At 54.2% G+C, this 25,568-nt stretch carries 25 protein-coding genes; 2 read left to right on the forward strand and 23 right to left on the reverse strand.

Annotated elements, in window-relative coordinates:
• Window positions 1-147: 147 nt before the first annotated feature.
• Window positions 148-1,122, forward strand: a complete 975-nt coding sequence (locus tag NST37_RS23740; protein WP_003388572.1) for an aromatic ring-hydroxylating dioxygenase subunit alpha — start codon at window positions 148-150, stop codon at window positions 1,120-1,122.
• Between the two features lie 174 nt (window positions 1,123-1,296).
• Here NST37_RS23740 and NST37_RS23745 read toward each other — a convergent pair whose 3' ends face one another.
• From NST37_RS23745 to NST37_RS23780, 8 genes are all read right to left on the reverse strand, one after another.
• Window positions 1,297-1,725: a hypothetical protein gene (locus tag NST37_RS23745; protein WP_003388573.1), complete on the reverse strand. Its 429-nt coding sequence runs from the start codon at window positions 1,723-1,725 to the stop codon at window positions 1,297-1,299.
• A gap of 643 nt (window positions 1,726-2,368) precedes the next feature.
• On the reverse strand, window positions 2,369-3,310 hold the full coding sequence (locus NST37_RS23750; RefSeq protein WP_024984484.1) for an aminopeptidase: 942 nt from the start codon (window positions 3,308-3,310) through the stop codon (window positions 2,369-2,371).
• 16 nt (window positions 3,311-3,326) lie between these two features.
• On the reverse strand, window positions 3,327-4,004 hold the full coding sequence (locus NST37_RS23755) for an AroM family protein (RefSeq protein WP_031932536.1): 678 nt from the start codon (window positions 4,002-4,004) through the stop codon (window positions 3,327-3,329).
• A 56-nt stretch (window positions 4,005-4,060) separates the two neighbouring features.
• Window positions 4,061-4,993: a DUF1177 domain-containing protein gene (locus tag NST37_RS23760; RefSeq protein WP_031932535.1), complete on the reverse strand. Its 933-nt coding sequence runs from the start codon at window positions 4,991-4,993 to the stop codon at window positions 4,061-4,063.
• A 39-nt stretch (window positions 4,994-5,032) separates the two neighbouring features.
• A complete protein-coding gene (locus NST37_RS23765) occupies window positions 5,033-6,088 on the reverse strand; it encodes a DUF917 family protein (protein ID WP_024984486.1) in 1,056 nt (351 codons plus the stop codon).
• Between the two features lie 11 nt (window positions 6,089-6,099).
• Window positions 6,100-7,713 (reverse strand): OPT/YSL family transporter, encoded by a 1,614-nt coding sequence (locus tag NST37_RS23770; RefSeq protein WP_339185945.1) that lies wholly within the window; start codon window positions 7,711-7,713, stop codon window positions 6,100-6,102.
• A gap of 19 nt (window positions 7,714-7,732) precedes the next feature.
• Window positions 7,733-8,482 carry an IclR family transcriptional regulator gene (locus NST37_RS23775; RefSeq protein ID WP_003388580.1) on the reverse strand — a complete coding sequence of 250 codons (750 nt, stop codon included), beginning with the start codon at window positions 8,480-8,482 and terminating at the stop codon, window positions 7,733-7,735.
• Window positions 8,483-8,785: 303 nt separating this feature from the next.
• Window positions 8,786-10,339: a PucR family transcriptional regulator gene (locus NST37_RS23780; RefSeq protein WP_243014108.1), complete on the reverse strand. Its 1,554-nt coding sequence runs from the start codon at window positions 10,337-10,339 to the stop codon at window positions 8,786-8,788.
• A 279-nt stretch (window positions 10,340-10,618) separates the two neighbouring features.
• On the opposite strand from NST37_RS23780, the gene NST37_RS23785 reads away from it, so the two are divergent.
• Window positions 10,619-11,911 (forward strand): haloacid dehalogenase-like hydrolase, encoded by a 1,293-nt coding sequence (locus NST37_RS23785; protein ID WP_122957985.1) that lies wholly within the window; start codon window positions 10,619-10,621, stop codon window positions 11,909-11,911.
• A gap of 479 nt (window positions 11,912-12,390) precedes the next feature.
• On the opposite strand, the gene mdh is transcribed toward NST37_RS23785, so the two are convergent.
• The 15 genes from mdh to eutL form a co-directional block, all read right to left on the reverse strand.
• Window positions 12,391-13,329: a malate dehydrogenase gene (gene mdh / locus NST37_RS23790; RefSeq protein ID WP_003388584.1), complete on the reverse strand. Its 939-nt coding sequence runs from the start codon at window positions 13,327-13,329 to the stop codon at window positions 12,391-12,393.
• 129 nt (window positions 13,330-13,458) lie between these two features.
• Complete coding sequence (gene eutC / locus NST37_RS23795; protein WP_311067950.1) at window positions 13,459-14,472, reverse strand: ethanolamine ammonia-lyase subunit EutC; 1,014 nt, start codon at window positions 14,470-14,472, stop codon at window positions 13,459-13,461.
• A 19-nt stretch (window positions 14,473-14,491) separates the two neighbouring features.
• Window positions 14,492-15,853: an ethanolamine ammonia-lyase subunit EutB gene (locus NST37_RS23800; protein ID WP_003388586.1), complete on the reverse strand. Its 1,362-nt coding sequence runs from the start codon at window positions 15,851-15,853 to the stop codon at window positions 14,492-14,494.
• Between the two features lie 2 nt (window positions 15,854-15,855).
• Entirely contained in the window at window positions 15,856-17,328 is a 1,473-nt protein-coding gene (locus tag NST37_RS23805) for an ethanolamine ammonia-lyase reactivating factor EutA (protein WP_003388587.1), read from the reverse strand.
• Window positions 17,329-17,504: 176 nt separating this feature from the next.
• On the reverse strand, window positions 17,505-18,095 hold the full coding sequence (locus NST37_RS23810; RefSeq protein ID WP_024984491.1) for a response regulator: 591 nt from the start codon (window positions 18,093-18,095) through the stop codon (window positions 17,505-17,507).
• Entirely contained in the window at window positions 18,067-19,530 is a 1,464-nt protein-coding gene (locus NST37_RS23815; protein ID WP_003388590.1) for a sensor histidine kinase, read from the reverse strand. Before NST37_RS23815 ends, NST37_RS23810 begins: the two co-directional genes overlap by 29 nt.
• An 87-nt stretch (window positions 19,531-19,617) precedes the next feature.
• Window positions 19,618-20,061 (reverse strand): EutP/PduV family microcompartment system protein, encoded by a 444-nt coding sequence (locus tag NST37_RS23820; RefSeq protein ID WP_003388592.1) that lies wholly within the window; start codon window positions 20,059-20,061, stop codon window positions 19,618-19,620.
• On the reverse strand, window positions 20,058-20,399 hold the full coding sequence (locus tag NST37_RS23825; RefSeq protein ID WP_003388593.1) for a BMC domain-containing protein: 342 nt from the start codon (window positions 20,397-20,399) through the stop codon (window positions 20,058-20,060). Before NST37_RS23825 ends, NST37_RS23820 begins: the two co-directional genes overlap by 4 nt.
• A 3-nt stretch (window positions 20,400-20,402) precedes the next feature.
• The gene (locus tag NST37_RS23830) at window positions 20,403-20,690 is read right to left on the reverse strand and encodes a EutN/CcmL family microcompartment protein (protein ID WP_003388594.1); all 288 of its coding nucleotides are present in this window, start codon (window positions 20,688-20,690) and stop codon (window positions 20,403-20,405) included.
• Window positions 20,691-20,694: 4 nt separating this feature from the next.
• Window positions 20,695-21,513 carry a hypothetical protein gene (locus NST37_RS23835; RefSeq protein ID WP_003388595.1) on the reverse strand — a complete coding sequence of 273 codons (819 nt, stop codon included), beginning with the start codon at window positions 21,511-21,513 and terminating at the stop codon, window positions 20,695-20,697.
• Window positions 21,514-21,519: 6 nt separating this feature from the next.
• Window positions 21,520-22,299 carry a phosphate propanoyltransferase gene (pduL, locus tag NST37_RS23840; protein WP_003388596.1) on the reverse strand — a complete coding sequence of 260 codons (780 nt, stop codon included), beginning with the start codon at window positions 22,297-22,299 and terminating at the stop codon, window positions 21,520-21,522.
• Window positions 22,300-22,305: 6 nt separating this feature from the next.
• Window positions 22,306-22,593, reverse strand: a complete 288-nt coding sequence (gene eutM, locus NST37_RS23845; protein ID WP_003388597.1) for an ethanolamine utilization microcompartment protein EutM — start codon at window positions 22,591-22,593, stop codon at window positions 22,306-22,308.
• 62 nt (window positions 22,594-22,655) lie between these two features.
• Window positions 22,656-24,149, reverse strand: coding sequence for an acetaldehyde dehydrogenase (acetylating) (locus NST37_RS23850; RefSeq protein WP_024984492.1), 1,494 nt, complete (start codon window positions 24,147-24,149; stop codon window positions 22,656-22,658).
• Entirely contained in the window at window positions 24,146-24,664 is a 519-nt protein-coding gene (locus NST37_RS23855) for a BMC domain-containing protein (protein ID WP_003388599.1), read from the reverse strand. Before NST37_RS23855 ends, NST37_RS23850 begins: the two co-directional genes overlap by 4 nt.
• 16 nt (window positions 24,665-24,680) lie before the next feature.
• Window positions 24,681-25,331, reverse strand: coding sequence for an ethanolamine utilization microcompartment protein EutL (gene eutL / locus NST37_RS23860; protein WP_003388600.1), 651 nt, complete (start codon window positions 25,329-25,331; stop codon window positions 24,681-24,683).
• Between the last annotated feature and the right edge of the window lie 237 nt (window positions 25,332-25,568).

A 25,568-nucleotide genomic window follows, 5' to 3' on the forward strand; every position in this document is an offset into this window, starting at 1 on the left:
TGTACACAAAAATCGAATGACTTTCTCCTAACTAAAAATATTGTTCGTGTTTTTGTTGACTCTCTTTATCTACAGGGGCTAAAATATGAAGAAAATGTCCGCAAATAAACGTTGCACGGAAGTTGAGAAGGAAGGGTGTCCCTGACAATGGTTCAAGATACTGTACTGAAAAATGACTGGATCGTCGCTTGCCGCTCCACCGATTTGCAGGATCAGCCGAAGCAGATCGTGATCATGGGCGAGCGAATCGTCCTATTTCGAAACGATGAAGGTGTTCATGCCTTCAAGGATTTGTGCATCCACCGCGGTGCGGCCCTTTCCCTCGGCTGTGTCCGGGACGGCAAGCTCGTCTGTCCTTATCACGGCTGGGAGTACGAGTCCACAGGGGCCTGCGTCAAGATTCCTCAGCTTCCCGAGGATCAAGCCATCCCCGGAAAAGCGCGTGCCCTGTCCTACGGCTGTACGGAGCGCTACGGCTTTATTTGGGTCAACCTGGGGAACAATCAGCCCGAGATGTTCCCGCTCCCGGAGTTTGGCGAGCCCGGTTTTCGCAACGTCATCTGGGGCCCCCAGAGCGTCCATGCAAAACCGCCGCGCGTCGTAGAGAATTTCCTCGATGTCGGGCATTTGGCTGTCGTTCATGAAGGCTACCTGGGCGTGGCCGAGCACAGGGAGATCGGCGATTACCGCGTTCACCGGACGGAAACATCCATCTACTCGGACGAGATCGCTGTCTTTCAGCCTGACCCGGACGGGAGCGGACAAGCCAAGCACGTCTACTACACATATGAAATTCTTCGTCCGCTGTCTGTAAAGTTTACGAAACGCGACCGGGAAACGGGTCATCTGATGTCCATTCTCCTGACAGTCGCACCAACGGAGGAAGGGAAAACAGTCGCCTACGGTGTCCTTTCTTTTAACTACGAGACTGGTACCACCGACGAGGAAATCGTCGAATTCCAAAACATGATTTTTGCCCAGGACAAGCCGATTGTGGAAAATCAAAAGCCGGAGGATTTGCCGCTCGATTTGCAGATGGAGCTGTCCCTGAAATGCGACCGGGTCAGTATCGCGTATCGGCAGTATTTGCAGGAGTTGGGCGTGACATTGGGGACTGCGTAGAAGCATACGCTCGAGATAGCTATAGAGGTTTGTGAGGTCGGCTAGATGGGGATCTGGCCGATCTTTTGTTTGCTGAAGTTCGGGCTTTAATGGCGGAGATGAAAAAAGGGGACTCTTCACGAAGTCCCATTTTATTTTGCAAAAAGTCATAATAAAAGCGTATCCCCATGGCCTTTAGTTCGTTTTATCAGTTGGCTTTTTTGCAACTGCACTTTCCTCTGTAACCTTGACGAATACACCCTCGCTTTTTTCAAATGCAATATGATCACTCGGATCAACGTTCTTGATCGTGAAAAGCTTAGTCCCTTTCTCCAGGTAATTAGAGGCAATAGTTGCTTGCGATGTTTGTTCGTCCCCTTCAAAATCGTATTTCTCTTCTACTGTTCCAATTTGTTCTCCGATATTTTCTTTCTCTACAAGTTCGACTTTGTTTTCATCGCTCTCAATTACATAAACACGGTTTTCAACTTTCACATAAGGGTACGGCCAGCTTGCGATTTCATTTGTTGTTTTTTGTGTATCTGTGGATAGGGAGTTGTTAGCACATGATGAAAGCAGTAAAACGGAAAGGATCAACTTGACTGTGAGCAGAATTCTTCTCATTCTGAGCCCTCCTTACTTCGTACGCTAAATGACTCAAACCATTGAAAATCATAGGTTCGGCGATCGCTAAGACATGACCACATACACGTTTGATGACCGCTAATGTAGCTGAGATGGGCTGAAAATCATCTCCTCTAATGCTAAGCGTACGTTTTTGTCAAAATGTTGGCGGTACCACTTACCTGTAAAAAAGTAGAATGCGGGTGATTTTATGATATCACCCACACCGCAATTGGTAAATATTTACTATTTAGTCCTCCAGGCTCGGTGGGACACTGCTTGGGGGCTTTACTGTCCAGCTGCCATTCCAAAAGCGGGACCCCGTCTAAAAATCGATGACTCGTGGAAAGCATCTCAGAGGTTGGACGCTAAAAGCGTGTCCCGCTTTTACCATTCCGCCTGGGAGGTGTCCAAAAGGCCTTCGCATTTTACTTCTGTTTCATCTCTACAGCTTTTGTGTTTGTCGAACTTTCTTAAGGTTTTTTAAAGAAGAAAGGTTGTTGCTGCCGAAAATCTTCCGTACAGAAGCGCTAACCCTCATTCGCAAAAAAGGATCGAGCAGCATTGCAACGCTGTTCGATCCTTTTTCCTCTCCACTACTGTTATCGTAATTTGACATACTGAAAATCGCTTCGATAGCCGCTTATACCAAAAGCTTGCCGTCCTTCATGATCAACTCATCGTCAGCGTACACATCCGGCGCTTTGACGACCAAATCGATATGAACCCCCGCTGCAATGGTTCCGCCGAAGGTGTTGTTGCTGCCAAAGGCGACGTGGATCGTGCCGTACACTTTTTCGTCCTCCAGCACCACGCCAGTGATCCGCGCTTTGTCATTCGTGCCGATCCCGAATTCGCCCAGCAAGCGACCGTCTCCGTCGCCAAGCGTTTTCAACAGCCGGTCAGCCTCGGCCCCCTCTGCCTCGACAATGCGCCCGTCTTTTACAGTCAGGAGCAGCGGACTGTCGATCTTGCCGATTCCGGCGATCGAGCCGTCTACGACGATCTGGCCCTCGGCTGTTCCTTCCACTGGGGCGATATATGCTTCGCCGGATGGCAGGTTGCCCGATTCACCCGGATTGACGTAAACGCCTGTGCTCGGTACGCCGTTGCGTCCGTTGATCGAGAAGGTCAACGCTTTTCCTTCCTTTTCGATGCGGATCGTGTTTGCCCTGGTCAACAGCTCGGTCACCTTTTCAGTCAATGCTTTTACCTGGGAGTAGTCGGCAGTGATCGCTCCCTCCAGGAACATGTCCTCGGTGATGGCAGGCATGGTGGCAAGCCGTGTGCCGTTTGCGGCTGCTTCCTTGCGGGCTTTGGTATGGGTCAGCGAATGCTGGGTCACGCAGACGACCACATCGGAGCGTTTCATCGCTTCGCTGATGGCTGCCGGCGGCTCCTGTCCGGATTTTTCGCGTTGATTCATGACGACGAACATCGCTTCGGCGCCGAGCTGACGGCCTGCTTCCCACAGCGCTTCGCCCAGCTCCCGCTTGGCGTCGTCGGCTACCACCAAAAAGGACTCCCCGGCTTTCAGTGCCATGCAATTGGTCAAAATTCCTTTACTGATTTCGATCAGCTTCATCTTTGTTCAACCCTTCCTAAATCATTTCAGACACCAGTTTCGCCATCATCGCATTGGACAGGATGACCGGCAATCCAGTCAAGTCGGAGACCAGCTCGCGGGCTTCCTCTGTGTATCCCATACAGTCCAGCAGTACGATGTCCGCTTTTTCCTTTAATTCCGCGCAAGCCTCCCGGAAGCTTTCCACATCATTTTTATACGGCGATGCCGCGGCAAAGACGGGGAACAATCCGTGCGGATGATATTTGTCCTTCAGTGCTTCCTTTTGCTCCACGAGCGGTACGAGCACCCCGAGACGGCTTCCCTTGACCATCGCGGCCACCGTCGGAGGAATGACGTGATCCGGTTCGATCAGGAACGCTTTTTTGGCGGACAACCCCGGGAAAACACCTGTACACAGGAGTAGGATCGTCTGGATGCCGCTATTCTCCATATCCTCGATCTTCCGCTGCAGGATCGGCTGGATTTTCTCACGCGACATGACCGCCGCATCTCCGTTAACCATCCGGGACGTCAGCACGTATTCGCCCGGTCCGGGAGACAGGCGTTCTTCCACTTCTTGCTTCGTCATTCCGTCCAATACTCCTGCCTGGACGAGCTCGGCTCTTCCTGCGAGATACTTCTCTACGATTGGCGCGACATCCGGCCGTGGCGCTTGCCCGATCGTAATCATCCCAATGCGTTTCACGGTCATCCTCTCCTTCTTTTCGCGTGTGAAAAAAAGCAAGGGGAAAGCTCCCCTCGCCTTGCTTATTTGCCCAATGTTTGCAGCACTTTCATGGAGCCGTACAGCGATGTGATTCGGGCAAATTCATCGGTGTCGTAAAAACGGCAAGTACCATTGGTGTATTCTTTTGCCACCTCGACAGCGTATTTCACTGCGAGTGCGATGTCCACCTCGTGGCTGGCGCCGGTTCCGCAGCCTGGGACAGCGGACTGAGCCGTCACCGCCACCCCGACTACAGGGGCATCGGTCGCTACGCATGGCTGCAGGATGCTGTTGATATGGTAGAGATCGTTTCCGTATGGAGTAATGTCTTGCATCGTGATCGGGAAGGTAACCGGAAGCTGACCAGTCGTCATTTCCATAATCCGCAGCAGGTCGTCGCTGATGCGCAGGATGTAGCCTTCTTTTACGGTTGCCGAGATCGCAATCCCTCTGTGATTGATCACTTTGTTTCCTTTGGTCGTGTCAATGGACAGGATCGCTTCCATCTCAGGTGTAACCTCATACTTGTTCATGGTCAAAATGTCGACTGGCGAATCCATGAAATCGACCGGCTCATGCGGACGGGTAGGTGCATTTGGGCAAATATGAGTGGTGATCACCACGTCGCCTTTCAGCACATCACCTTGTTTTTGCATTTCCGCCAGCTTTAGCGCACTCGCTACGGCTGCAATGGCACCATCGGCATCGGATACGAGACCGATACGGCTCGGGCGCGCGCCGATACCGCCAAGTCGTCCGATGATTCCAAAGGTTGGCGCCATCCCGCCCTTGGATTTCCCTTCCTTGCCGGGAATGACGATCTTCACGAAGTCTGTGCTGCCCTTTTGCCCGGTAACGGTCTCAACGGTTACTTGCACATCGGAATAATTGGCAAACAGGTTTTTGATCGTTTCTCCACTTACATAGGCACTGTCCATAGCTTCAAATACAGTAATGGTTTGTTTCAACGACATGAAAGATCCCTCCGTCTTGGTTGTTGGTGAGCGTTTTGTTTACAGGTAGGACACGATTTCTTTGCCGATCACGCCTTCAATCGGCTTGAGCAGCCCCTCATTGCGCATTGTAGTGCTCAGGATCAGCTTTTCGGCAGGCACGTGAATCACCGCTACATGCTGCCCTTTTTCCATCGCCGCCGTGACAATCGGGCGTGCAGTCCGGGCATCCAAGGTCATGATCAGGTCGGGGAACGTCGCCAGGCGCTTGCCGTCTTGCTCCAGCGTCATGTACTCATTCCAGAACGTCATCTCCGTACTGCCAACGGTGACCCGGCCAACGTCAAAGCCGCCTGTTGTCTCCAGCGAGAACTCGCTCACTTCCCCTTCGATGACGACACGGCCGCCAAGTGCGGCGCATACCGCTTCAATCGCCGCTTCTCCTTTGCTCCCGAGAAGCGCCTCGCCTACCTTGATCGCCTGGGAGATGCCGCCGGGCGCGCCGTTTGCTCTGGCATACGCAACGGTTACCGGATTCCGGGCAACAGCCACCAGGCCGCCTGCTTCCACGGACACCTTTCTGATCATGGACGCCGCTTTTTCAATAGAAGAAGAAATGCTCATTTCCACATAACGGTCTCCCTTCCCGCCAGCAGCAGCCTGATGGGAAACGTAATCCGGCAGCTCATGCAGATTCAGCGACCCCATCGTTCCTGTCGGATGCGCCCGGCCGTTGCAAGGCAAATCGACGATCGGAAGACCGGTGACTGCCGCCTGGAACCAGCCGTTCACGCTTGTCCCTGCTCCGTTTTCGTTCGTATGAATCCCTCTGAGCGGTGTTTTTACCTTCTCCGACAAAAGCTCCAGTGCCCGAACATAGTGGATCGGCTTGAGGAATTTATCCTTTGCTGCCGGAGCTCCGACCAGCGAAACGGTGACGAGCAAATCGTCGTCCGCCATTTCGTCGTCGGAAACCAGCACCGGTTGGCCTACCTCCAGAGCAAGCCGCCCGATTTGCAGCCCCTCCTCGATCCAGCCTCCACCACCTCCGCCGAGTACGGCTCCACCGTACACGGCTGCTTCCATCATGCGTTCGTTGAGCAGGATCTTCGTCATTGTACACCCTCCTATTTTTGACTGAATTTGAAAATGGAGCTAAAGAAGCTGTAGATCGCGTCACCGGCGATAAAGCCGGCTGCGAGAATGCTCATCGAGCTTTCTGCCTCTTTGCCTTTCAGCTTGAGCACGATGACACGGATCAGAATCCCGACCAGAACCGCCCAACCGGCACCCGGATTCAGGATAAGCAAACCTGTTGCAAACAAGACGCCAAGCTGACGGCTCGGACCGCCTATAAACTGCAGGATGGCGCCCGGAATAGCCCAGAGAAGCAGTTGTTTCGCGACTTCAGCGGACGCTCCCGCTTCGATCGTCTTCACATAGACGGCGTCCACTGGCGGGACAAGCCCACTGGCAAAGAAGCCTTTATAGGTGAACATGACCGTGATCAAAGCAACGCCGAATGCAATCATGCCCGTGATGTACTGCTGCTTGCGGCCGTGAAGTTCAAATTCCTTGTCCTGTCCGTTGCCGCGAAGAATATAGCCTGTCTTGAGGTCGTACCCCATATCGGCAAAGGCAGGACCGGTCGCTGCACTAAAGCCGACCAGCAGGGCAAGCGCTACCGGCGGAAACCCTGCCAGCAGCCCGATGATCAAGGTGATCAACGCCACCGCAAACGCCGGGAACCAACCGGAGTGCATCGCGGCAATCCCTACAATCAGCTCGTGCAAATAAGCGGCAAAAGCGGCGAAGATCAGAAAGCCGATAAACATGCCTGTCGACATTTCTGTCATCAGTCCACCCAAAATCGCGAGGACCAGAGAAATGATCAAATAGGCCACAAATCCGATTCCGAGTACACGTGTCGTCTGCTTGTCGCTGCGCGTGTACGTTTCCGCAGCTGCTTCACTGCCATTTCCACTATCTGTCTTCTTGCGCTTCAAAATAATCATCGTGACCTGGATCAGCGCCACAACACCGGCACCGATCATGAAGCCGTGCGGGATGAACATCTGGTTTACATCCATTCCAAACATTGGTATCGAATACTGGCGAAGCAAGAGCCCGATCCCGAACATGGACAGCGCCCAAATGTTTCCGATGAAAGCAACACCAAACGCCGACATCGAAATGCCGAGCCAGGAGCCGAGCAAACCGCCCGCCGCACCGACACCGAGCAGAGCGGCACGTTTGCCCCCTTTGTCCCCGGAGATAATGGCTTCCGCAGTAGCTACACCTGCCGGCCATGTACCGGACGCAGGGAAGACGCGAGAGTCAAACAATTTATAAAGAAGAGCAGCATCGACAAACATCGCCAGAGCCGCACCGATCAGCATCGGCATGATCAATTCTGGTTTTCCCATCACAAACGGAATGCCGATCGGAATCAGCAAGCTGTTGGCCGCCCCGAATGTCGCGGAAGAAATCGAGGTTTGCACCAGATTTTGGCGATGGACCGACTTGTACTTGGAAAAGATGGTGATCGGCAGACGCGCGATCAGCATGGCGATAAGCGCACCGATAATGGCCGTATTTGGAGTAATTCCGAGCGAGGCCACCAGCTGCATCCCGATGACCGCCCCGATAACAGCGGTAACAATATTCAGAATCAACGCAAAAGGTTCAAAAATGGAAGGGTGTTTTTCCTTTTCACTCTTTCCGTTGTTTATGTTGTTCATGCAAGTCCCCTCCTTTGTGCTAGAAAATGCGTTGCAGTATGGCCTGTACTTCTTGCTGTGCAGTCCGCAGCTCCCTCAAGGCTTCCGGTACTTTTTGCTCCGGCATGCGATAGTCCGGCCCGGCAATGGTCAGCGATGCCACGACCTGCCTGTCCCCGGAAAACAGCGGCACCGCGATGCCAAACACCGTATCGGTGTATTCACCTACGGAGTAAGCCCATCCGTCTTCTCTGATCCGTGCCAGGTCCTGCAACAGCTTCTCCTTGTCATGAATCGTATGTTCTGTTCTTGGCCGCAGCCCCTTTTCGATGATGGCTGATTGGGTGCTGGCCGGCAAGTAAGCCATAATCACTTTGTTGGAGGCCCCAGCGTACAAAAGCGTCCTGCTGCCGATAGACATCGCGTACTTCACTTGCTGCCTGCTTTCGGCGATCTCCAGACAAATGCCCTCCAAGCCATCCAGCCAAGTCAAGAAAACGGATTCATTTGTTGCTTCGGCAACCCGTTTCATGACCGGGTAAATCAGCTCGGTTATGTCCAGATTGTCCTTGACAGTGGATGCGTACTCCAAAAAGCTAAACCCCAGTTCGTACTTCTTTGTTTTAGGTTCCTGTTTGACAAATCCGTATCGTTCAAACGTAGCCAGCATCCGATACACAACAGTGTGGCTAATATTCATTTCCTTGGCCAGTTCACGAACTCCCCATTGCGGTTTTTCCCGGGTAAAGTGTTTGAGCAAATCCAGAGCGTTATCCAGTGTTTTTAGCATGCTTGGCCACCTATCGTCTCAAGGTTTTCATAAAATGGAATGCAACCGTTTGCGGTCAGCACTTTGTTTTCCCAAGAGGAGAAAACGGTGACGACCTTTTTGTTTCTAATAGCGAACCACTGGTTCTCTCATAGTCCGAAAAAAACGCAGGGAGCAAGATTGCTGACGTTCCGATCACTGAAGATTTTCCACCCCCGTTGTCAAACAATTTTTTATTATTGCGTTAATTGCAACTATAACAAAAATGGGTCTTTTCCCCCTATGGGAAACGACCCAAAAGAATGCGTTTATTTTTTGGCAGCCTCACAAATCCTCAGGATTCGCTGGCAAATCTCTCATTTTCCAAACCCTCATTACCAGATCGAGACGGAACCGCGTTTCCGCATCGTGCAAATCCACCCCCAAAATTTCCTGTATTCTCTCTAATCGATACAAGACAGAATTCCGGTGGATAAACATCTCTTCTCCTACCTTTTTCGTTTGTCCGCCTGTTCGCAAAAAGGAATCGAGCGTAGACAGCAGCTCGGTCCCGTATTCGGCGTCGTATTTGGCAAGCGGCTCGATAAACATGCCCGACAGAGCAGTCAGCGACGGATGGCCCGCTGCATCTTTGAGCAGGTCCTCGACCAAAATGTCCTCGAAGTGGATCACCGATTGTCCCGGACGGACAAGGCGGCCGATTCGCATGGCCCGTTTTGCTTCGCGGTAGCTGTAGCGAAGATCCTTCATGTGCTCGCGGATACAGCCGATGCCGCAAATCCAGCCGCCTCGCTCCTCCTTCCCGGCTCCCCAGCCGGCCAATTCCTGGAGATAGTGTACCGCTTCCTCTCGCTGTTTGGAAATCTCCTGCTTGTCGGTATAACAAATCACTGCGATTTGATCATTGATCAGGACGCCTTTTCTGGCATGTTGGTCGCCTTGATTCATTTCCTGCAAAAGCCGGAGCAAAGCTTCTTCCTTCCTGGGGTTCGCTTTCCCTGTTTCACTCGGCTTGAGAACCATCACGTACAGATGACCGCTATGCGATATTCCTACCTGCTTGGCCCGGTGGCGCAGCAATTCTTCCTCACCGGCTGTACCTGACAACAGCTCTATCAGAAACGACTCCTGTTCCCGCTCCCGCTGAATCTGCAGAGACTGCCGGATCGTAAATTCGATCGCCAGAACGGTAACGGCCTGATCCAGACACTGCTGCCCAAAGCGATCGTCTTCCTCGATTTTTTTTGTAATCGCCAGGTAGCCGACGACTCTGTTGCTGACCAGGATGCTCCGCTTTTCCGCGATAAGCTCTTTCGTAAAATGGACGGTGCTGCTTTCAACCTCTCCCTGCTGGTTCAGCACAGCTACGTCGCAATGAAGCAATTGCCCGACCATCACCACCAGCTCGGGCGTCCGCCTGTTCAGCACCAACTGCGTGAACTGCTGATTGACCTCCTGCATTCCTCTCATGACGACGACTTGGCGGTTTAAAATATTCTCCATGACCGAGTGCGTCAGGTCTATATAAGGAGTTTCCGCCGGGACATCAATCAAAGGGATGCGATACAAATCACTTTTTCGCAATGCTTCTTCCGGAATTTCCTGCAAAAACCGTTTGGTCTTGATCGCGACAGCCGCGCCTCCCACCCGGTGCATCTCTTCCAGCAGACGGCTCAGCCGGTACGGTTCGTTCCGCAGGGCATAACCGGTTGAAATAATCAGCTCGTTTGGCCGCAGCCAGCCGGTCAGATCGGGAATTTCCATGCTGTCCACATAATAGATTTCATTTTTCAGGCCTTCTATGCCCGCCATGATTTTTGCCCCTTGAAAAGCAGGCAGCTGCATCAACTGTTCTACGGTAAACGGATCTTTTGCCACACGCTTTTGCTCCCTTTTTACGCTCTTGCTATCATGATACCCTTTTTGGAGCACGATGAAAAAAGTCAAATGAGAATAAAGAATGCCATTGAAATCAAACGAATAATTATGTATTCTTTATAAAAGTCAATATTTTCAGACGATGATAGTCGTTTACCTGTGGAAGAATCCGTCCACGGGTAGGCGGCTTATTTTTTTGAGGAGGTGGAGAGACAAGGGAAACTGCCGTATTGCATTTCGTGACATTTGAGAACGTGAGCAGAGAGAGGATGAGGACGAATGTCGATCAAACACACAAAAAGCATGAAATGGGGCTTCTTTGCACTGTTTCTCTGTTTGGCCCTGGTGAGCGTACAAGCCCCGGCGTGGGCCGCAGAACCGCTCCAACAGCTGCAGGTGCTCGACAAGGGGAAATGGGCGCCGGGAACGTACCAGGCTGTGCAAGATTTAATTGATAAGCACGGGGTGAAAAGCCCTTCCTATAATCCGGCAAAAAAGCCTTACGCCGTGTTTGACTGGGACAACACCAGCATCATGCACGATACCGAAGAGGCTTTGTTTGTCTATCAAATCAATCATCTCGCATTTAAAATGACCCCGGAGGAGTTTGCCGGCGTCATCCGTACCGGTGTACCCGCAGGTCCTTTCTCCGACGATTACAAAAACGACGACGGCCAGCCGGTTACACTCGATGACATCGCCGCCGATCTGGCAGCGGACTATACCTTCCTCTACAATCAGTATAAAGGCATGAAGGGAACCAAATCCCTCGATGAGGTCAAAGCGACCGAGCAGTTTGCCGATTTTCGCGCCAAGCTCTATTTCCTCTATGAAGCGATCAATGGCACGCACGGCAGCAGTATCGGCTATCCGTGGGTTCTCTACCTGTTTGCCAACATGACAATCGACGAAGTGCATGCATTGGCCGAAGCGTCGAACGATGCCAGCCTTGGGATGGCGATCGAGAAAGTTTCGTGGACAAGTCCGAAAGCGCTTTCAGGAAAAGCGGGAGTGATCACGGTGTCGCATACGACCGGACTGCGTTTGACTTCTGAGGTCGCCAATTTGATGAACACCTTCCGCTCCAACGGAATCGATGTGTACGTCGTCTCCGCTTCTCTGGAAGAGGTCGTGCGGGTATTTGCCACCCTGCCCAAATACGGATACAACCTGCCTGCCGAAAACGTCATTGGCATGCGTCTGCAGGTAGAGAACGGGAAGATCAAGCCCGTGTACGAGAAAAACTATCCTTTCACCGTTCATCATGGGAAAACAGAAGTGATCGAATCGGTGCTGGTCAAAAAATACGGTCATGGTCCGATCTTTATCGCGGGTGACAGCATCGGGGACTATGAAATGATGACGGAGCTTGACAGCGTGAAGCTGGTGCTGGTCGTGAACCGGGTCAAGGGGGGAACGATCGGACAAGCTGCCGCCAAGGCTGCGTCGCAAATGGGCAAGAACAATCCGGCATTTGTTCTGCAGGGGCGGGATGAAAATACAGGCATGTGGATTCCTTCGGAGTCTACGGTCAAGCTGGGGAAAAAGGAAGCGCAACTGCTGGCGGATTAAGGCATTTCTGGAATGCGGGGCTATGCATGCATGCTATTGGCTGCATGCATGGTTCCCGCTTTTTTGTTTGTCTCGTTCGGAAGAACGTTATTTTGTTTGTTTCGGTTGGACGGGCTTTGGTGGAGGAGATGAAAAAGGAGAAAACGGCTGCAGGTTCGGTGGGACACTGCTTTTCAAAGCCCGTCGAAGCCGTTCTGCTCGCCAGAGAAGCCTGTTTCCATTCGGAGCGACTAGCGGAGTCCGGCCCAGCGGAGCGATGATCCCGAGGAAACAGAATCGCAACCTATGATTACGCTTCGGAGCTGCGCGCCGTTTTGCGATTCCCTCGGGATCATTGCGGAGCGGACAGTCCACTCTCCCTTGCAGGACGCAGACCGGAGCGCAGAATGGAAACAGGCTTCTCTCCACTGCAGCCGCTTTACGGGCAGACCGACTAACCATGCAGTCGCTTTAGAATCTCCAAGTCCAAGCCCTTCGCTTTAATTCAGCGCAGCCATCACATTGCGGACGGAAGCAACCGACTTGTCCAGTGCCGCTTTTTCATCGGCTGTCAGGTCAAGCTCGATGACTTTTTCAATGCCGTTGCCGCCGAGCAGGGTAGGCACGCCGAGATACAGGTCATGGTAGCCGTATTCGCCCTCTAGATATGCAATCGACGGGAGAATGCGCTTCTTGTCTTTCAAAATCGCCTCCGCCATTTGGACGATAGATGCAGCCGGAGCGTAGTAGGCCGAACCGTTGCCGAGCAGAGCGACGATCTCGCCGCCGCCTTTGCGGGTTCTTTCCACGATAGCTTCCAGACGGTCGGCCGGGATCAGCTTGTCGAGTGGAATGCCGCCAGCGTAGGAATAACGGAGCAGCGGAACCATATCGTCTCCGTGTCCGCCAAGCACGAATCCGCTGACGTCTTCTACGGACACGTTCAGCTCCATCGCCACGAAGGTGCGGAAGCGGGCGGTATCAAGGACGCCAGACTGGCCGATAACGCGGTTTTTCGGGAAACCGGATGTTTTGTAGAAGGTATAGGTCATCGCATCTACCGGGTTGGACAAAATGATCACGGTCGAATGCGGCGCGTGCTGCTTTACTTGTTCCGCTACAGAGCGCATGATGGCCGCATTGGTGTTGACCAGATCGTCACGGGACATGCCCGGTTTGCGGGCGATACCCGCTGTGACGATGACCAGATCCGCTCCGGCGATATCCTTGTAGTCGGAGGTTCCGGTAATCGCGGCATCAAAGCCTAGCACAGGGGAAGATTCCATCATATCCAGCGCTTTTCCCTTTGTCGGGTTTTCCAACTGAGGGATGTCGACCAATACGATATCACCGAGTTCCTTTTGCGCCAAAATAAACGCGGTCGTGGCCCCGGTAAAACCGCTGCCGATCACAGCGATTTTTTTCCTTTTGAATGTCATGTTGAATCCTCCTCCAATCCTGTTCATAGTTTAGAGTTGATCGTTAACGCCTTATAGTTTGTAGTTTGTTCGTTTATAGTTCACTGTTCTTTGTTCTTTGTTCTTTGCTCGCTGTTCATCGTCCTTCGACTACAAGACCAGCTTCACGCCGCTCGCCTTCTGCTCCAGCATCTTGCTCAAAATCGTTCCGATATGAGCCCCCGCCTCTACAGGAGACGTACCCTGACGATGAATGTTGGAGATCACGGTGCGCTCGGACTCGACCATCCCTTTGCGCGGGCGATAGCACATGTAGGCGCTCATGGAGTTGGCCGTGACCAGTCCCGGACGTTCCCCGATCAGCATCACCAATACCTCTGGCTGCAAAATCTCCCCGATGTGGTCCATGCTGGCCACACGTCCCCCCTTTACAAAGAAAGGGGTTCCCCAGCTAAGGCCGTAGCTTTGCAGGGAATCGTAGAGGGACGGCAGCACATCTCGCAGGTTGGCGTCGACAGCGCTGGCGCTCAGGCCGTCAGAGACGACGATTTGCACCTGCGGCTTCTTCTGGCAGCGCTCCTCCAGCAGCCGTACGCCTTCGTCATTGATGATCCGCCCCATGTCGGGACGCTTCAAGTAGTTTTCCGTATTGTCGTATTTCGTCTCCACCGTAAACAAGGAAAACTCCTTGAGTGTCTCCTCGCTTACCTCTCCGTATACGGCATCCACCGCAGCGGCATGGTCGCGGCGCAGCTGGAGCATCGTCTTGGTCAACGGCCTGACGCCTGCTCTCCATACCCCGATCCGGGCCGGTGTGCTGGCCAGAAGCTCCTGCATGCCTTCCCTGTATTTCGGATTGGGCACATGAGAGACTCGTTCTGGCTCTGCTGACGCTTGGGGAGCAGCGCTTTCGCCGGAATTCGCTTGGGAAAAGCCTGTGGAAATTGCTGCTGAAGCGGACGCAGATCCCCCTGTTGCTGCTGGCTGATCTGCCGTTTGCAAGCTGCCTGCTTCCTGAGCCGCCGTTTGCTCTCCTGCCGCCGCAATCCCTGCATGACTTGCCCCCGAAGCTTGCGACTTCGCGCTGCCCGATCCCATCTCGCCCAGCTTCTTTTCCAATTGCTCAAGAACCTTGTCGACTAAAAAGTCTAGCTGTCGTTCCATCCGTCCTCACCTCCATTCCTTACATAAAAATCGTCGGATCGCCCGCAATCGGGGTCAGCTTGCCATTTTCCATGATGCCCATTTTTTCCAGCCACTTTTCAAATTCCGGGGCTGGCCGCAGACCGAGCACCTCGCGGAAAGCCGCGATATCGTGAAAGCTGGTCGACTGGTAGTTGAGCATGACGTCGTCGGCCATGGCCACGCCGATCACGAAGTTGACGCCGGCTGCCGCGAGCAGAATGCCGAGATTGTCCATGTCGTTCTGGTCTACCTTCATATGGTTCGTATAGCAGACGTCGCAGCCCATCGGCAAGCCGTGCAGTTTGCCCATGTAGTGGTCTTCCAGACCGGCGCGGATCACCTGCTTGCTGTCGTAGAGGTATTCCGGTCCGATGAAGCCAACGACCGTATTTACGATAAACGGATTGTACTTCCGGGCCAAACCGTAGCAGCGGGCCTCCATCGTCACCTGGTCGATGTCAAAATGCGCCTCCGAGGAGAGCTCCGAGCCCTGCCCGGTCTCGAAATACCAGAAGTTTGGACCTGTAGACGTGCCTTCTTTTCGCATCAGATCATCTGCTTCATCGAGCAAAGCGACGTCGATCCCGAAAGCCCGGTTGCCCTTTTCCGATCCGGCCAGGCTCTGGAACATCAGGTCGGCCGGAGCCCCCTGGCGGATCGCCCGCATTTGCGTCGTGACGTGAGCCAATACGCAGTTTTGTGTCGGGATGCTCCATTTGGTCATGACATCCTTGGTCATCTCCAGGATGTCCTTCACGCTGTCGGACGTATCGATAACCGGATTGATGCCGATCACTGCATCGCCGATCCCGTAGCTGAGACCCTCATACAAAGCGGCCTTGATTCCCTGCACGTTGTCGGAGGGATGGTTCGGCTGGACCCGGGCAGCAAGTACGCCTGGTTGACCAATGGCGATATTGCAGTGCGTGATATTTTTGATCTTGGCCGCAGCCGTGATCAGGTCCAGATTGGACATCAGCTTGGCGGTCGCGGCGATCATTTCGCTCGTCAGTCCGCGGCTGATCCGCTTGATTTCGCTGTCCCCCGTCTGATGGCTCAGGATATATTCGCGCAGTTCGGCAACGCTCCAGTTTTTAATTTCACTATAAATTTTTTCATTGATGCCTTCCTCAATCACCCGGGATACTTCGTCTTCCTCGGGCGGCAGCATCGGATTGTTGCGTATATCGGCCAACGTGAGATCAGCCAGCACCTGCTTGGCCGCCACCCGCTCCCGGGAGTCCTGGGCGGCGATTCCCGCCAGCTGGTCGCCCGATTTTTCCTCGTTTGCTTTTGCGAAAATCTCTTTTAAATTGCGAAACTGGTAGGTTTGCCCCAGAACAGTCGTCTTCGTATTCATTGTTACACCCCTTTTTGCGGCGCTTCATCAAATGCCAGCGTTTTGACGATGACCGGGATGATGCTTCCCGAGATCGGCTCTCCCAAGTCGATGTAATCCCCGTACTCGACCCGCACCTGATCGATGCAGATGATTTCCGGCTGGCCCTTGCACCTGAGCGCCAGCGCCTGGCCCAAGGCCTTGGCCATATCCGTCTCGCACACCACGATCATGGTCCGGCTCTCCGCGAATTTCTGCCTGTATTGCTGGGAAAGCTCTTCTGCGATCGTCTGCAGCAGGGAGTACGAGCAATACGTGATGCCGGAAATGGCAAGAGCAAACGGGCTTCCCGTCGTCTTTTCAAACAGGCGCAGAGCCAGGTCGTACACATCCGAAACTTCCCGGCGAAGCTGCTGCGGGTCGCCCAGATGCCCCTCGGTCAATTCCAGCTTGACGATCGGCACATTCCGGATCGGCAGCAGCTCCGCCTTGATATGCACCGTCGAACCGCTGATCTCCGTGCTTTGCATGCCTGCCCCGATGACCGTAGCCCGAACTGTTTGTTCCGGGTCGATCCACTGCATCGGATACGTCCCCGCTTCCCTCTCCTGCCGCAAGGCCCAGGCAAGCATCGGGCCGAAATCGCCGTATCGGCTGACATCGGAAATCGTCTCCGGTGTGGGGGCCGACATCAGCTGTCCGACTCCGCCAGAGATCGAGAGCTCGTCGACTGACACGTTTTCCTTCAAAGGCTGGCCCAGCACAAGCAGACCGGAAACTTGTCGTTCCCGCCCGCTCAAATAGTCGAGCATGCCTCTGGCCATCTGTATGGAAAAGTCCTTGATCCGCTCGTACGTCAGCACTTCTCCGACGGTAATTGACAGGCCCTTGGCATTCAGCCACGCCTGGATGTTTGGAGAGACGTATTGCACCTCTCCTTGCGGGCCGAGACGCAGCAAGCGTCCGCCTACGTGAAACGTCACCGTCGCGATCGCCTTCCCCCGGTGAAAGCAAGCGGCATTCGCCGTGCCTCCCCCGATGTCGACGTTGACAATCGTTCCCTGGATGGCGACCGAACGCCTTTCCGCGCCCGAGCCTTTCCCCGCGAGCACGCCTTCCAGATCGGCCCCTGCCGTCGCCACCACGAAATCACCCGATCTTTCCGCGAGCAAGTGCAAGATATGCTGCGCGTTTTTCTTGCTGGCCGTTTCTCCGGTGATGATGACGGCACCCGACTTGATGTCGCCGAGGCTGATTTGTGCCTGCTCGTATTCCTTTTGCAAAATCGCTCCAATCGCGTCCGCGTCGATCTCGTCAAAGCCGTGCAGGGGAGTCGTGTGAACCTTGCTCGCATACAGCAACTGGCGTTCCACGATTTGATAACGCGGAAGGGAGAATGTACTCGACATCCTCCCGAGCCGCAGCCGGCTGACGATCATCTTCGTCGTGCTCGTCCCCACATCTATACCCACGCTTTGGATCCATTGTTCATCCATCATGAACCTCCTTGAAGCAGTGGCATTCCAAACAAAAACAAAAAGGCGCCTGAAAACCGCCGGATCGAATATGGAACCGGCCGATTGTCAAAGCGCCATTGCTTTTCTATTCATTTGCGGATATTTCTGGTGCAGAAGTTCGGAGATCGTACCGTCTCCATCCATCCCTGTTTCTTCTACACGGAAGCAGAATACACCTGTTCTCCTGCGAGAATTTCTTCCGCCAGCTTCACCAGGGGCATGCGCCGTTGCATGCTGACTTTCTGCATCCATTTGTAGGCGACATCCTCTTCCAAGGCGTGTTGGGTCATGATCAGCCCTTTTGCCTTCTCGATCTTCTTGCGGTCCTCCATCTTTTGCTGAATATCCTTGATGTCCTTTTTCAGAGAGACTACCTTTTCTTTCTGGCTCAAAGCGATCTCGACGGCAGGGATCAGGTCATCCTCTGACACCGGCTTTACCAAATAGGCGGTTACTCCAGCCTTGCGGGCATCCTGCACCAGCTCCCTCTGGCTGTACGCAGTAAGAAGAAGAATGGAACAATCAGAAAAGGAACGAATGATGTTGCTAGCCTTGATGCCGTTCATGACCGGCATTTTCACGTCCATAATGATCAAATCCGGCTTGTGGCGGTGAGCCTGGGCTACGGCCTCTTCGCCGTTTTTCGCTTCGGCCACCACGAGGTACCCTTCCGCCTCCAGCATCTCGCGCAAGTCCATGCGGATAATCGGTTCGTCATCAACCACCATAATTTTCGGCTGTGTCATCCTGTTCATCTCCCTTATGCAGCGGATAGAGGATCGTTACCTCTGTTCCATTGCCCGTGTTCCTGAAATGAATCGTTCCCTCCAGGTCTTCCTTGACCAGAGTGTCCACGATCTTCAACCCCAGATGCCCTTTTTTCAACAGTTGTTCTGTATCGCCCATGCCGACACCGTCATCGGTTACGGACAGGCTGACAAAATCGTCCTTGGGAACAAGCGAGACAGTGATGGTTCCTTCCTGCCGATCCCGAAAGCCGTGGATCATGCAGTTCTGTATCAGCTCCGTCACGATCAGGGCGAAGGAGGTCGCCTTGCTGGACGGCAAACATACGGATTCACCCGTAATCGTTACTTGTATACTCTGCTCTGAACGCCTCATGGAAGAGACGATTATTTTCGATATTTTGGTCAAAATGTCTTTGAAATCGATTTGCTCCAGCCCATCCTGGGCCAGATATTCATGAATGATGGCAATGCTGTTGATCCGGTTGATGCTCTCCCGGTATACTTTTTCAATTTCTTGCGATTGCGAGCGGCGCATTTGCAGCCGCAGCAGACTGGATATCGTCTGCAGGTTGTTTTTCACCCGATGGTGAATTTCTTTGATCACAGCCGATTTGATCATCAACTGCTTTTCTTTTTCGCGGATGTCGGATATGTCTCGCAGGAGTACAATCCCTCCCCTGTCGTCTGGCTTGCGGGCAACCGAAACCGCTTTCAGCAACAGAAAGGTTTTTCCTCGCGACAGCTCTTTCTGGATAAAGCCGCCGCTCCTGACGAAGCTTTCCGGAGAAAGCAGCCAGGAAAAGATGCGCTCGACGCTCTCCCCTTTTTCCGGCTGGGGATACCCGATGGAAGCCAGCAGCTCATGCGCCCGCCGGTTGGCGTAGGAAATATTTCCCTGGTAATCAAACAGGATCATCCCCTCGTGCAAAAGCGAGGAGATCGGCATCTCCGGTTCAGCAAACTGCATCAGCGTTTCGCTGAGATGCTCCGTAGTCTCTCTCAAAAGCTCGACGCTCCGCTCCTGCTCCACTTGCTCAGAGATATCCTGTTCGGTAATGAGCGTCCCGATCGTCTCTCCCTGGGCATTGCAGATCGGGGTGACGCTCTGTCTCATCACGACCTGCTCCTGGGAAACTCCTCGCGAGCCGATGACCGGTTTGCCAGTAGTCAGGCAGTACATCACAGCCGGCTCATTGATTGCGGTGGCCAATTGTCCGACGACCGATCCTTTGTACAGCGATTTGGCCGTACGGGGAGATGCTTCGGCCACTACCAGCGCGGAACTTCGATCTGCCGTCAAACAGTCGATAAACATGTCCGCTTGGTACAAGTCCGAGAAAATTTGCAGCTTGTCAGCCAAATCCTCCAAAACCCGAATATCCTCTTCGCGCAGCGTTGTTTGTGATTGGCAAAGCTCTCGTAAGGTTTGCATCTGATCCCTCTTTACCGTCCGATAATACCCATAATTCGATGAAATCAATTAAATTTTCTCACATAACAACTCGGACGAAAAGGAAAACTAGCGAGTTTCCAAGCTTTTCAAATGCTCCATCAGCTCGGGAATGCCTTCCTTCGTATAGGCGGAAGTGGGAAAAATGACGGCATTTCCGATGGATTGACGGAGAAACGCTTCCGCCCGGGCCACGTTGGCAGCGGGATGGTCGATTTTCGTGATGACACCGATGCACGGCTGAGGAAAACCGGATGAAAAACCCGGCGGAAAGTAGTTTCGCTCACGCGTCGCGTCCTGTACCATCAGGATTGCTCCCGCTTCCAGAGACGTCGCCATCAGCGTCCGGTAGTACATCGGATTTTCGCTGTACTCACCAGGCGTGTCGATCAGCCAGTCGCGAAACTCCAATGCTTGCGTTTTCCTGGCAGGCTGCTCGTCGTTGAACAGCGCTTTGACCAGAGAAGACTTGCCCGCCTCGATCGCACCGATGATCATGACCCGCTTTTTCATGACTTCGTCACCAGCGCAGGGGTAAAGCGCAGTTTTTCGCTCAGTACGCGATTGACGGCGTCTACCGCCATTTCCACCGCAGAGACGTCGCCGACGACGATCAGCGAGCCGGTAAAGCGGTCGAGAAAGCCGAGCTCCACATTGGCTGCCTTGGTGGCGATGTCGGCCGCGATGATCGCGGTCTCCGTCGGAGTGAGGGTCAAAATGCCGATGGCACCCGCTTCGTTGATACCGAGCTTGGTGTACAGCATTTTGTCTGGATTGGCGATCACGTGGGCCAGCGTTACCTGTTTCCCCGGCACAAATTCCTGTATGACGCGCGAACGTTCCTGTTCCATACCCTATCCCTCCCCTTCGGTCGCTCCCGGCACCTCAAACGAATCGACGATGCCCACGATAGCGGCATCGATCGGTACGCTGTTGGAGCCAAACAGGATGCGGGCAGGCGTGCCTCTGGAGACAATCACCTGCTCGCCGATTCCTGCTCCGATCCGGTCTGCGGCAATCACGGTTTGGCCGTTTTCCCGCCCGTTCCAATCAACAGGCTGAACGACCATCAGCTTCAGATTTTCCATCCCGCTTTCTTTTTGGGTGGCCCATACGCTGCCGATCACTTTTCCCAAAAACATGCGATCACCCTTTTCCCAGATAGGAGACTGTTACCCCGCGTTCTCTTAGACTGTCGTAAGCCAGGGGAGAAACAATCGATCCCTGCTTGACGTACAGCGTGGTATTGCGGAGCTGCGGCTGCGAGCGAATCCAGTCAGCCGTCAGCAAGCGTCCCGAAAATACCGCTTCGGTCTCGTCCAACGCTGTCAGTACTGGCTGCCCCGGGGCCGCTTCCTCTTTTTTCTTTCCTGCGTTCAGCTTGGCGATGACTTTGTCGGCCAGCCGCTTTTGTTCGGCAAACTCCACACCGAGCTCCTTCATCTCCTGCACGTGGCGGTGAAACAGCTTTTCGTACGCAGGCGGCAATGTGAGCGTAGCCAGCGTACGGCGGTCCGCCCGCTTGATACCGGGAACATCGGAGCCGACCAGCACGAACTTGCCCGTCACCAGCGCCGAGAAAACCAGCTCGGCCTTGATCGTTCCCTTCAGACCGTTCGCCACGCGGGCGGCGTTGTCCAAATCAATTTCCGGAATGACAATCCCCGCGTATTCCTTGGGGACTTCAAGCGGGATCGGCGCGTATTCATCCGCCGTCAAAATCTTTCCGGCTCCGCCGCACTCGATCTTGTGCATGCCCAGCCAGCTTGACGTCTCGCCGTCCAGGAAGAGAATATCGTGGCAAATGCCGTGATTTTTCAACTGAATAAAATGATCCGCAAACGCTTCGTGCGCCTGGCTGTCGCAAAAGACGTACAGGACGCGCGGAGCTGGCGGCTTCTTCTCTTGGTTCATCGATTGCAGGATTTCCTTGGTGATGGATGCCACCATTTCCCTGATATCCATGGTGTATTACCTCCCTTGACGGGTGTAGAGCTGGCCGTTCTTGCCGATGACCTTGACCCGGTCGCCCGTTTTCAGGTTGGCTGCGTTGCCTTCGTCCAGATCGACGTGAAAATCAAGCGCAAAGCGCGGATTCACGCGAACCACCACATCCGGATAGATGATGGGACGCTCGCCGGTCGTCTCCAGAATCAGCGTGTCGCCATCCTGTACCTGATACTCCTGCGCCTCGGCTTCGGACATGTGCACATGCCGCTTGGCTACGATCACGCCTTTTTCCAGAATCCGCGAGCCCTTGGCCGTCACCAGCACCAGGCCGGGTGTCCCTTCGATGTCGCCTGACATCCTTACAGGTGCGTGAACGCCCAATTGAAAACCATCCGTGCGGGAGATTTCCACCTGGGTCGCGCCACGGGCCGGTCCCAGGATGCGGACGCCGTGAATGGAGCCTTTGGGGCCGACGATCGTGACCGTTTCCTGGCAGGCAAACTGGCCGGGCTGCGACAGCTCGCGAAGAGGGGTCAGCTGATAACCGGGACCAAAGAGTGCCTCCACATCTTCCGGCGACAAATGCACGTGCCGGTTGGATACACCGACCGGGATATATCGTTCCGGCTGACTTTGGACGGCAGGCTGCAGATGTTCTTCAGACGATTTCACTTCAATCCCTCTTCCCTTTAAAAAATCGGCCGCTGCCGGGGTTAATTTGTCCCCTTTCTCCAGGAGAAAGGGGTTGGGAATACCGCTTTTATGCATAGCTCGCAAGGATGTTTCTGTAATGACCGCCATACGGCATTACCCTTCGAGCTTCGGCAGAATCAGTTCAATGTCGCCGTGCGGACGCGGGATGACGTGAACGGATACGAGTTCGCCTACTTTTTCTGCTGCTGCTGCGCCTGCGTCAGTGGATGCCTTTACTGCGCCTACATCGCCGCGGACCATAACGGTTACCAGACCGCCGCCGACATGCACCTTGCCGATGAGCTTCACGTTCGCTGCTTTTACCATTGCGTCTGCAGCTTCCACTGCACCTACCAGACCTTTTGTTTCCACCATGCCCAATGCTGCCATTTCTCCTGCCATTTTCTATTCCTCCTTGGATATTGTCTTTGGATTTATATGGATATTAATTTTGTTAACTTCGCTTATGCCTTTGCGGTCATTTCCGCCAGCACCGACTTGATGATGTCTTTGATCTCATCCCGGCTGAGGCCGACGTTGAGAGACGATACCGCCTCAAGAGCCGCTGCTTCCGTCGCGGCAGTTGCCGCTACTGGCTGGGACGGGGGCATCTCGCGGATGCCAAAGGCGACGCGCTTGACGTTGAGCAAATGCTGCGGCCCGATGTTGTCGGACGTGATGTTGTTCCCAAACGAACCGCATCCGAGCGTCAGCGACGGCTGGATTCCGGTCGTCGCGCCGATGCCGCCAAAGGTGGTGCCGGTATTGACCGCGATCCGCGATGCCGGCTGGGCGAGGCCAAATGCCGTGATGACGGCTTCATCTTGGGCGTGAATCCCCAGCGTATGGCCGAGTCCGCCCAAATCCAGCAGCTCCCGGCAGCGCTTCGCCCCTTCTTTCCAGTCCTGGACCGTATAAAATCCGAGGATCGGAGAGAGCTTTTCCACCGACAGCGGGAACGCCTTGCCCACCTGTGTTTCTTCTCCGATCAGCACGCGGGTGCCCGTCGGAATGGAGATTCCCGCCAGCTCTGCGATGGCTTGCGGGGAGCGGCCCACGACCTTGGCGTTGAGCGAGCCGTTGATCATAATGACAGCGGCCACTCTTTCTTTTTCCTGTTCATTGAGGAAATAGGCGCCTTCCCGCTGCAGTGCGGCAATGACCTGCCGCTTGATCGACTCGTCTACGACCAGTGCCTGCTCGGAGGCGCAGATCGTGCCGTAGTCAAACGTTTTGCTTTGTACGATATGCTTCGCTGCTGCAGCCACGTCTGCCGTGTGGTGAATGTAGACCGGCACGTTTCCCGGTCCGACGCCAAAGGCGGGCTTGCCCGAGCTGTAAGCCGCTTTTACCATCGCCGTTCCGCCTGTAGCCAGAATGACGTCAGTCAGCTTGTGCTTGATCAATTCATTCGTCGCCTGCAGAGTCGGTTTGGTAATGCAGTGGATCAGCCCTTCTGGGGCCCCTGCGCGTACAGCTGCCTCGGCCATCAGCCTTGCCGCTTCCAGCGTGCATTTTGCCGCAGACGGATGCGGGCTGAAGATGATCGCATTGCGCGCTTTGAGCGCGATCATCGACTTGAAGATCACCGTCGAGGTCGGGTTTGTGGAAGGAACGATTCCCGCTACAATCCCTACGGGCTGCGCTACCTCCCAGACCTTGTTCTCCTCGTCCTTGCGAATGATCCCTACCGTTTTGCGGTCCTTGATCGCTTCGTAGACGCGCTGTGCGGCAAACAGGTTTTTCATCCGTTTGTCCGGCACATTCCCAAAGCCGGTCTCCTCCACAGCCATCGCAGCCAATCGCTCAGCAGCTTCCTCGCCTGCCTTGGACATCGCCGCAACGATGGCATCCACCTGTTCCTGGCTGAAGCTCTCCAGCTTGGCCTGCGCTTCTTTGGCTTTGGCGAGGAAAGTCCTTACTTCCTGCACCGAGTACAAATCAGCATCCAGCATCATTTGTCTTCACCTCCATCTTTCCGCTTGGCTTCCAGATGGCGAATCAGGTCTTCTTTTTTCGCCGTGTTGATCTCTTGCTGGGAAAGCGGGAATTCCGCATACGAGCGGGCCAGCTTTCTCAGATCGTTGATCGACATGGCGTCAAGCTCTGCAGCTTCGGTATTGTCGACCGCCGCCTTTTCTGCAGCCGATTGCTCCTGGGCAGCAGCCTGCGGAGCGGATTCCTTTTGACTAAACATCTTTTTGATCATCTGGGGCACAGACTCGTCCGGGCGCGGTATGACGTGGGAATGCAGCAGGCGTCCAACCCGCTTTGCTGCGTCCGAACCCGCGTCGACTGCGGCCTGCACCGACGAGACATCGCCGATGACGTAGACGGTGACGATTCCGGCATCTGCTCCTTCATAAGTTACTACCTGGACATCTGCCGCTTTGGCCGCGGCATCTGCGGCAGCGACTAGTGCCGGAAAGCCCAGCGTCTCGATCATGCCGAGCGCATATGCATGAGCACGCATTTACGTTTCCTCCCGCTTATCGTTTTACTGGCGTTGCAGCGACACTTCGCACCGCTTCGGCAAATGCCTCTGCCGCAGCGCTGCACGCCGACTGGCTGCCGGTCAGGAGCGCTCCCCCGAAGTTGGTTTCTGTAGGCGGGCCAAAGAATTGCTTGAGCTCCACATCCGCCGCCTTGAGTGCGGCGTCGATGCCGTACATGGCTTCGAGGGGAGGGGCGATCAGATAGGCCAGCGGTTCGCCCTCGGGAATACCCGCCACCTGGGACAGATAGCTTCCTGTCCGCGATACGACGTGAGCGTAGTATGCGTGCGTTCCTTCCTCATTGAGCGAATAAAAGCAAGCCCCGTTCGCCATGAAAGCAATCGCCGCATCGAGGCCGCTTTCCACTTCGGAGGGAGTAGCGCCTCCGATCACTCCGATAAACTCACCCGACAACGGACCCGAGGCGTGGGCCGAACCCGCGTAAAACGAACGGGCATAGACCACTTCCACTGCCGCTTTCTTTGTCGCTTCATCAATGGCTGTGTAGCCTACATCATCGATCGTTGAGGTAAGCAGCCCCAAGCTTCGGATGTGGGGAGCCACATTCAGCTTCTCGGCCAGCCGGGGATCCACATTGGGGATCATCCGTACGGCCAGTGGCGTTGCTCTGATCGGTTTTTCCAATGCCAGTCACGCTCCTTTCCGGTAAAGGCACCAACCCTTTGCCAAAAAACGCAAAAAAGGTGCCGAAACACATGGGTGTAACCCTCGTGTTCTTGGCACCTTTGCCTTTGATTGTTCACTTGTCATAAAAAAGAAAGAAGTGGGGAAATTCTGTTTACTCCCCGTGTTTTCACTTTATTATAGCCCACCCGAAAATGCAAGCGTTTTCTTCCGTTTTTCCTGTGATTTCCGTACGTA

Source organism: Brevibacillus sp. FSL K6-6036, from assembly GCF_037964015.1.
Taxonomy (GTDB): domain Bacteria; phylum Bacillota; class Bacilli; order Brevibacillales; family Brevibacillaceae; genus Brevibacillus; species Brevibacillus borstelensis.